This is a genomic window from Streptosporangium sp. NPDC020145, from assembly GCF_040631275.1.
Taxonomy (GTDB): domain Bacteria; phylum Actinomycetota; class Actinomycetes; order Streptosporangiales; family Streptosporangiaceae; genus Streptosporangium.
This window is the reverse complement of the sequence record NZ_JBEXZT010000018.1, coordinates 35,065-40,204: the sequence shown is the minus strand read 5'-3', so window position 1 is coordinate 40,204 and position 5,140 is coordinate 35,065. Positions and strand designations below refer to the sequence as shown.

The window sequence follows — 5,140 nt, the reverse complement described above, 5'->3', positions numbered from 1 at the left end:
GGCATCTACGTCGGTAAGACCGCCTGGACGCACTACGACTTCGACGTCTACGAGGACTACGACCGCGACTACGCGTTCGTCACCGTCTACAACGGTATCTTCGACGGCGGCAAGAAGCAGGTCACCGAGTCGGAGTTCAACTCCTTCGTTGGCGACAAGTGGGCCGAGGAGAAGGTCATCTCCGAGGCTGAGTACAAGCTCGGCTTCGAGAAGTACGGCGAGAAGGGCCCCTACAAGGCCAAGCTCGTCGACCCCAAGGTCGAGACCGTCGCCAAGCCGAAGGACGTCAACGGCGACAACGTCAAGGACTACATCCTCGGCAAGGACGGCATCAAGCTGGTCGGCGCCCAGGTCTCCAAGGCCGAGTACGACGCCGCTCCCAAGGGTCTCGACAACGGCAACCAGTTCGAGGGCCTGAGCCAGCCGGTCGCCATCAGCAAGGAGAAGTACGACGCTCTCCTGGCTGACAAGGCCAACGGCAAGTACCCGCTGGGCCAGCTGGCCGAGGTCAAGGAGAACGGCGCGGTCATCGGCTGGACCCAGCAGGAGTTCTTCCTCAAGAAGTGGACCAAGTCCACCGCTCAGACGAAGTACTGGGTCGACCAGTACTTCATCACGGTCTCCAAGGACGCCGGTCGCCTCGGTGACAACGTCGGTGGCCAGGGCTTCGCGTGGAACCAGAAGACCGGCCAGCCCGTCTTCATCTTCGGCTACCCCGAGGGCCCGCACCCCGACGGTGACAAGCCCTTCACCGGCATCACGCCGAAGTGGGTGTACGGCAAGACCACCGGCAAGGTGTACGTCTCGGCCGCGCAGAAGATCGAGGAGCACATCGGTGTCAAGGGTGCTCTCACCCCCGGCGCCGACGGTGGCCCCTGGGTCCTGAAGTACAACAACAACAAGCGTCTTGGCTACGTCAACGGCGTCACCAGCCAGTTCGGCGACCAGGACAAGAACGGCCGCTACGACCTGATCACCTCGGCCTACTTCGACGGCGAGACCGCCGACATCTACAAGAAGGCCGCGGCTGTCTGGTCCGGCAGGATCGTTGGCCCGAACGGCGAGCTCTACAAGTAAGCCGTAAGGATCCGATGATCCACTGAGCCGGAGGGTCCAGGCCCTCCGGCTCACCCAGTTCCACCACAGGGAGACCCGGCGATGCGCACGCCGGGTCTCTTTGTCATGTCCGCTGTAAAGTCCGCATGAATTCGCCGGCCGTACCCTGTCAGGGTTCCTGTCAGGTTCGGCTCACGTGACGGAGACGAGATCTCCGGCCCGCACGTCCAGTTCGGCGACCGTCCTGTTCCCGGCGAAGGGGGCCAGCCTGCGGCGCAGGTCGGCCACGTAGGACCGGGTCCGTGCCGACTGCAGCCCCGTCGCGAGGTCCAGCGCCTCGGCCGCCGCGACGCAGGCGTGTTCCAGTTCCCCGCGCTGCAGCAGTCCCGCCGCCAGCAGCGCCAGGTTGAACATCCGCCCCCTGACATAGCGGCCGTCCATGTCCAGGGACCGCCGCGCGTGCCGTACGGCCGCCGCGCCGTCGCCCAGGTCGCGGAAGCAGTGGGCGAACTTGGCCGACAGGTAGGCCTCGTCGAAGTAGGCGATCCAGTCGGGCCGCTCCCCTGTCTCACGCCTGTCGAAGGCCAGTTCCGCCTCGTGCAGGGCGGCCCCGCACGCCGGGCGGTCCTCAAGGAGTGCGTGGGCGTGGGCCTCGACCACGTGGGCCTCGGCCAGCAGGGCGTAGACCCCGGCGCGGCGGGCCGAGAGCTGGGCGGCCCTGGCCAGGTCGAGGGCGTGGGCGGGCTGGCCGATGTACAGGGCCTGGTGGCTCATTCCCGCGAGGATCTCTCCGCCCAGTCCGTGGTCACCGGCCCCCCTGGCCAGCCGCAGCGCCTGGATCAGGTAGCGCTGGGCCAGGCCGTGCTGCTCCAGGTCGTAGGCCATCCACCCGGCGAGCCTGGTCAGCTCGGCCGCGGCCGACGCCAGCGCCCTGCCGGTCGTCTCGGCGTAGGAACCCTCACCGAGCAGTGGGGCGACGGCGGTGTCGAGATATTTCACGACCGCCGATCTGACCCTGCCGCCGCCGAACCTGTTGTCGAGTTCGCCGAACGACCGGGTGACCTCCTTGATCGCGGCGATGTCGGCCATGCCGACCCGGCGGGGACCGTTGGCCGTGGGGTGCTCCTCGACGGGCAGGGTCAACCAGCGCAGAGCCCCGGTCGAACCCGCGCCGATCGCGAAGGTGGAGTCGAGCAGGAACCTGCGTCTTTCTACGTCCCCGCGCCACAGTGCTGTCACGGTCGCGATCCCTTCCTGCCACGTGTGAGTGAACTCCTGCCCCAGATCTGTGGGGGTGGAGACGGCGGGCAGGCCGAGATCTTCGACGCCGACCGCCCTGCCAAGCCGGAGGGAGAAGATCTCCGCGAGCAGCATGGGGACGGGGCCTCTGGGTCGTTGGCCGCCGATCCAGCGCAGCACGGAGCTGTGGTCGTACTTCAGGCCGGACAGACCGCGGGTCACCCCGAGGTCGTTGAGCCTGCGGGCCAGCCCCTTGTGGGTGAAGCCCGACTCGATGATGAGCCGCTGAAGTGCGCGGTTCGGCTCGCGTTCCATTGCTCTCCTCACCGTGAGAACCGTCTGAGCATGGGAGACACGGCCGTCTGTGACGGCCACCGGCAACCGCCCCGCATGCCTCTCACCTGAGCAGGTAACGGAACGCCATTTTTATAGCACATTCCGTGAACATCGCTCATGGATTCGCAAACCAAAAAACGCCCCTCGCCGATCGGGCGAGAGGCGTCCCCACGAGGGTGTTCCGTCGGCGGATCTGGAAGGGGGTGACCTGTGCAGACCCCGGCCGGCGGACATGGAAGGACTGACCCGGACGAAACGGGCCTGAAACCGGAAAGCGCTACCTGCGGGCCACTCCGTCGAGACGGGCCTGCTCGGAGACGGCGGCGATGACCGCAGGGGCGACCCGCTCGTCGAACGGGCTCGGGATCACGTAGTCGGCGGACAGGTCGTCACCGACGACGGAGGCCAGCGCCTCGGCGGCGGCCACCTTCATGTTCTCGGTGATGGCCGTGGCGCGGACATCGAGTGCCCCGCGGAAGACGCCGGGGAAGGCGAGCACGTTGTTGATCTGGTTGGGGAAGTCGGAGCGGCCGGTCGCCACCACGTGGGCGTGCCTCCTGGCGACCTCCGGGTGGACCTCGGGGGTCGGGTTGGACAGCGCGAAGACGATGGAGTCCTTCGCCATCGAGGCGACGGCCTCCTCGGAGACGGTCGATCCGGAGAGCCCGACGAACACGTCGGCCCCGGCCAGAGCGGACTCGGTCGAGCCGCGCAGGCCCGCCCTGTTGGTGTCCCGCGCCAGGGCCTCCTTGACCGGGTTGAGCCCCTCGCGGCCCTCGTGGATGAGGCCCTTGGAGTCGGCCACCGCGATGTCCCCGATGCCGGCGTTGAGGAGGATGCGGCTCACGGCGATCCCCGAGGCGCCCGCTCCCGCGACCACGGCCCGCAGGTCTCCCAGCGAGCGCCCGGTCAGCCGCGCGGCGTTCTTCAGCGCCGCGAGCACGACGATCGCGGTGCCGTGCTGGTCGTCGTGGAAGACGGGGATGTCCAGCAGTTCGCGCAGCCGGTCCTCGACCTCGAAGCACCTGGGGGCGCTGATGTCCTCCAGGTTGACGCCTCCGAAGGAGGGGGCGAGGCGGGCGACGGTCTCGACGATCTCGTCGACACCGGTGCAGCTGATGCAGATCGGCACCGCGTCGACCCCGGCGAACTGCTTGAACAGCAGGGCCTTGCCCTCCATGACCGGCATGGCGGCCGCGGGGCCGATGTCTCCGAGGCCGAGCACGGCGGTGCCGTCGGAGACGACGGCGACCACGTTGGAGACCCAGGTGTAGTCGTTGACGAGGTCGGGCTCGTCGGCGATCGCGCTGCAGACCTTCGCGACTCCAGGTGTGTAGGCCAGGGCCAGGTCACCGGCGTCGCGGACGGGAACGGTCGAGCGGACCTCCAGCTTGCCCCCGCGGTGCAGGGCGAAGGCCGGATCGAGATCGAGGGATTCTAGAGAGATGGAAGATGGCGTGACAGCCACAGCGACCCCTGTGTTCAGTCAGACTCAGACGGATTGGTCCTTCGTAGACGGCCGCCGCGGGCCTGGCCCGGCTTCGGTAGTCGCTCGGGGCCTGCTCGTGGGGCCGTCGGAGGGGTACGGGGGTCACCCGTTGCTCGATTCTGCCACAGGGAGGCCTCCCACCAGGGGACAGGGGCCACTCACTTTCGTTACATGACGAGGGGCCTCTTTCGTTACATGGTGACGGTCCGGCCACGCCTGTAGGATGCGGCTCCGATCGTCGTCGCTCGCCACGACTGTCGTCATCACCCACCACGACGGAACAGTCCGATGGATCTGACCTCCTACGCCGAGCTGGCCGTACTACTGATCAACAGCCCGGACCGGCTGGCCGGTCTGGACGGCCTGCGCGCGCTGCTGGAGGAGAGCGGGCGTCACCGGCCCGGCTGCCGCCTCACCCGCGGCGACCTCGACGCCCTGCGGGACCTGCGCGCGGAGCTGACCGCCGTCTTCGAGTCAGCGCAGGCCGGTGACGAGGCCGACGTGGTCGACCGGCTCAACTCCCTGCTGGTCCGGCATCCCGTACAGCCGCAGATCTCCGGGCACGACGGCCAGCACTGGCACATGCACCTCACCGAGAGCGGCCGGGCGGCCGACCAGTACGCCGCCGGGGCCGTGATGGGCCTGGCCACCCTGGTGACCGACCTGGGGGTGAGCAGGCTCGGCCTCTGTCAGGCGGCCCCCTGCAGACGGGCCTTCCTGGACACCTCCTCGAACCGGTCGAGGCGTTACTGCTCCGAGCGTTGCGCCAGCAGGGCGAACGTCGCCGCCTACCGGGCCCGCAGGAAGGGCGGCGGCCAGTAGCGCAGCGCCACCCGGCCGACCAGTGACGAGGAGGGCACCGCGCCGAAGTCCCAGCTGTCCCTGCGGCCTGAGGCGCGCTGGTTCTCGCTCTCCAGCCACCAGTCCTCCCCCTCACGCCAGGCGGCCCGTTTGACGATGAGCAGCGACGGGTCCGAGGGGAGTCTGGCCACCACCAGATCCCCGGCGCTGACGGGAGCG

General features: G+C 68.5%; 5 protein-coding genes. 2 read left to right on the top strand and 3 right to left on the bottom strand.

What is annotated here, in order from left to right; all coding sequences use genetic code 11:
* Positions 1 to 3: 3 nt before the first annotated feature.
* A complete protein-coding gene (locus tag ABZ463_RS27580; protein ID WP_362780584.1) occupies positions 4 to 1,077 on the top strand; it encodes a hypothetical protein in 1,074 nt (357 codons plus the stop codon).
* A gap of 171 nt (positions 1,078 to 1,248) precedes the next feature.
* Here the strand turns inward: ABZ463_RS27580 and ABZ463_RS27575 are convergent, their stop codons facing one another.
* Positions 1,249 to 2,610 (bottom strand): hypothetical protein, encoded by a 1,362-nt coding sequence (locus ABZ463_RS27575; protein WP_352015112.1) that lies wholly within the window; start codon positions 2,608 to 2,610, stop codon positions 1,249 to 1,251.
* Between the two features lie 298 nt (positions 2,611 to 2,908).
* Positions 2,909 to 4,099, bottom strand: coding sequence for an NADP-dependent malic enzyme (locus ABZ463_RS27570; protein ID WP_352015111.1), 1,191 nt, complete (start codon positions 4,097 to 4,099; stop codon positions 2,909 to 2,911).
* Positions 4,100 to 4,408: 309 nt separating this feature from the next.
* Here ABZ463_RS27570 and ABZ463_RS27565 point away from each other — a divergent pair, with 309 nt between their 5' ends.
* Positions 4,409 to 4,942: a CGNR zinc finger domain-containing protein gene (locus ABZ463_RS27565; RefSeq protein WP_352015110.1), complete on the top strand. Its 534-nt coding sequence runs from the start codon at positions 4,409 to 4,411 to the stop codon at positions 4,940 to 4,942.
* On the opposite strand, the gene ABZ463_RS27560 is transcribed toward ABZ463_RS27565, so the two are convergent.
* Positions 4,909 to 5,140, bottom strand: a 232-nt coding sequence (locus ABZ463_RS27560) for a S26 family signal peptidase (RefSeq protein ID WP_362780433.1), incomplete at its 5' end; no start/stop codon positions are given. The genes ABZ463_RS27565 and ABZ463_RS27560 overlap by 34 nt on opposite strands.